Consider the following 2,381-nt stretch of genomic DNA (forward strand, 5'->3'; position numbering starts at 1 on the left):
ATAGTTGCTGTGCAGCTTGTCCCGGCTCATGCTCAGGTTGGCTGAACCGCCTCCGGTTACCGCGACACTGACACCGCCGCTGGTGCTGGTCTGCTTCGAGTCATAATTGTCGCTGTCTTGCTGGCTTTGCAGTAGCAGGTCACGGCCGACATCCACGCCTGAACGCTAAAAAAACAAAACCCCAATTTTTGGCGGTTGGGGTTTTGTTCTGATGGATAATAAAAAGATCCCGGTTTGATTGGCCGGGATTTATGATTTAACCTTTACAACGACTAAGTGCCAGCCGTAACCCAGCACCGATTTCTTCAGGTGAACTGTCTACAGAAAGAATAACGTCTTCAATACCATCACCTTTAGTCCTTCCCCATGCTTCCAGTTTTTCATGGCGAGTAGGAGATATTTTAATTGCGCCATTCACACAGTGGATGCCACAGTTTTTCATATCTTTAAATAGGGATTTTTTAGTTTTATAGCCGTATTTTTCCATTAACATTGCTATCCAGGTAGCGTATTGCTCTTTGCCTTTTTCAAGGTCAAAAAATGCCACACGCTCTGCAAGCTCAGTTAATGTCCTGCTATCAGACAATGCCTGTAATATTGTCTCACCCAAGCGATGATCATCTATATCTTCTGGTAATAAATGAGATGGAAAAACAGGATCTCTACCCACTCGTCCCAACCCGGAATAGGTGTCTATACACATAAATTCTTTTGTGTGATACACACTAGCCCAGTAATCCTGATCTTTATTGAATTCCATCATTTCACCTGTGTCACTTTAACGGTTACACCTTGGCTTTTACCATACTCAATAGCCCTGTTAATTTCTACCCACTGTGCTTTAGTTGTATTAGCAGGAACAGCCAATTGGATCTCTCTGTTAGTAATCATTGAAGAATTAAGTAATTGCCCTGATAATTCAGCCCGCTCAAATTTCGCAGCGGCATTAATATTTCCCTTAATTGTGCTGTAAACCTGATTCGGATTAGCCAGTTTGGCCATCGTCTGGGTATCCATCGATTTCGCGCTCACAGCCGTCTTAGTCGCGCCATCGTAGTAATCAAAGGTTTTAAAGTTCTGAGGCAAGCGGGCATCCGCTGGTAATGAAGCTCCAACATAATCCTCCCACGGCATACCCTGCTTCATATTACCCTGACCCCATTTTATACCTGTTTCAGCAGCACTAATGGTGCCCGTTGCCGTATTTCTCCCCATAAACGAGATGGCCGCAGCAGTCAGATTTTTCGCCAGCAATCCGAGCGAGCCTACCATAACCTGGTTTTCCGGGTCTGATGCAAACGCCGCAAACGACGTCCATCCTGGACTGTTTACATCGATATTTGCCAGATCCTGACCGTTCCACTGCTGGATGTAGGCTTTAGCTTCCTCACTGGTCATCACGTCCACGCCGGGAAGGTTGCCCAGCCAGCCGGGGCGCTCTGTCATATCAACGCCACCCTGAGCCAGTTCCTTATCAATAACCACGGCCTCCAGCGGGTTGTCTTTCAGCTTTTGGTCAGTCTCTGCGCTCTGCTTATCGCTGACTTGCTTCCACTTATCGATAACCGCCTGACAGTCACCACCGGATTTACGGCAATCCGACAGTTCCTTATCGAAAGTCAGCGCCTGAGTCGAACTCAGCCAGTTATTCTCGACCACCGTTTTACCGGTCTGCGCCCCTGCTACTGTATCTTTTGTGCTATCACCAATCAATCCTCCAGCCAACCCGGCCGCCAGTGTGGCCAGCGCTGAGACCGTTTGTTTTTCCGTCTCACTCAGTTCGCTTACCGGCTTACCATAAGCACTCAATGCAATCATGCCCATCAGTTCGCCTGTCACCGCGCCACCGGCCCCAACCAGCGCATTATTACCCTGCGCCGCGGCCAAGGCCGCATTGACCGCCGCATGTGCCAATGTGCGCGATACGGGATCATCCGGCAGGGTGTCGGCGATCAGTTTGGTAATATACGGTGCGGCGCCGTTCGCCAGTGCTGCCGCCATATTCCCGCCCGCTAAGCCCTGTACTGCCGCCGTGGCTGCCTGCATGGCGCGTTGTACCGCGCCGCCTGTTCCCAGGCCCGATTCGTTAAACGCCTTGTTGTACGCCGTCTGGTAAATCTGTTGGTTGATGTCCTCAGCCGTGGGCACCTCCCCCGGATTATCCTTCTTCCACTGTTTCTCTGCCGCCGCGATATCTTCAGGCTTCACGTCCTTCATCTTCTCGTTCGCCGCTTTGGTGGCAATAATCTGCCCCTGCGTGCGCGCGATATCACTGACCTGACTGCCAATTTCGCCAATCAGCTGCGCTTCACGTAGCCGGTTTTGCTCTTTCTCTTTATCAAAGATAGGGGTGAGGGCGTTATTGGCATGCTCGACGTCGC

Annotated in this window: 2 protein-coding genes and 1 pseudogene; all 3 read right to left on the bottom strand. The window is 50.3% G+C overall.

Features of this window, described 5'->3' with window-relative positions:
- Nucleotides 1-153: pseudogene (locus YROHD0001_RS21000) on the bottom strand (hemagglutinin repeat-containing protein); the annotation flags it as partial.
- A 103-nt stretch (nucleotides 154-256) separates the two neighbouring features.
- On the bottom strand, nucleotides 257-760 hold the full coding sequence (locus YROHD0001_RS00120) for a contact-dependent growth inhibition system immunity protein (protein ID WP_032818585.1): 504 nt from the start codon (nucleotides 758-760) through the stop codon (nucleotides 257-259).
- Nucleotides 760-2,381 (bottom strand): endonuclease toxin domain-containing protein (locus YROHD0001_RS00115; RefSeq protein WP_032818587.1); only part of this gene is annotated, 1,622 nt, incomplete at its 5' end. The genes YROHD0001_RS00115 and YROHD0001_RS00120, both read right to left, overlap by 1 nt.

It is taken from the genome of Yersinia rohdei ATCC 43380 (genome assembly GCF_000173775.1).
GTDB classification, from domain to species: domain Bacteria; phylum Pseudomonadota; class Gammaproteobacteria; order Enterobacterales; family Enterobacteriaceae; genus Yersinia; species Yersinia rohdei.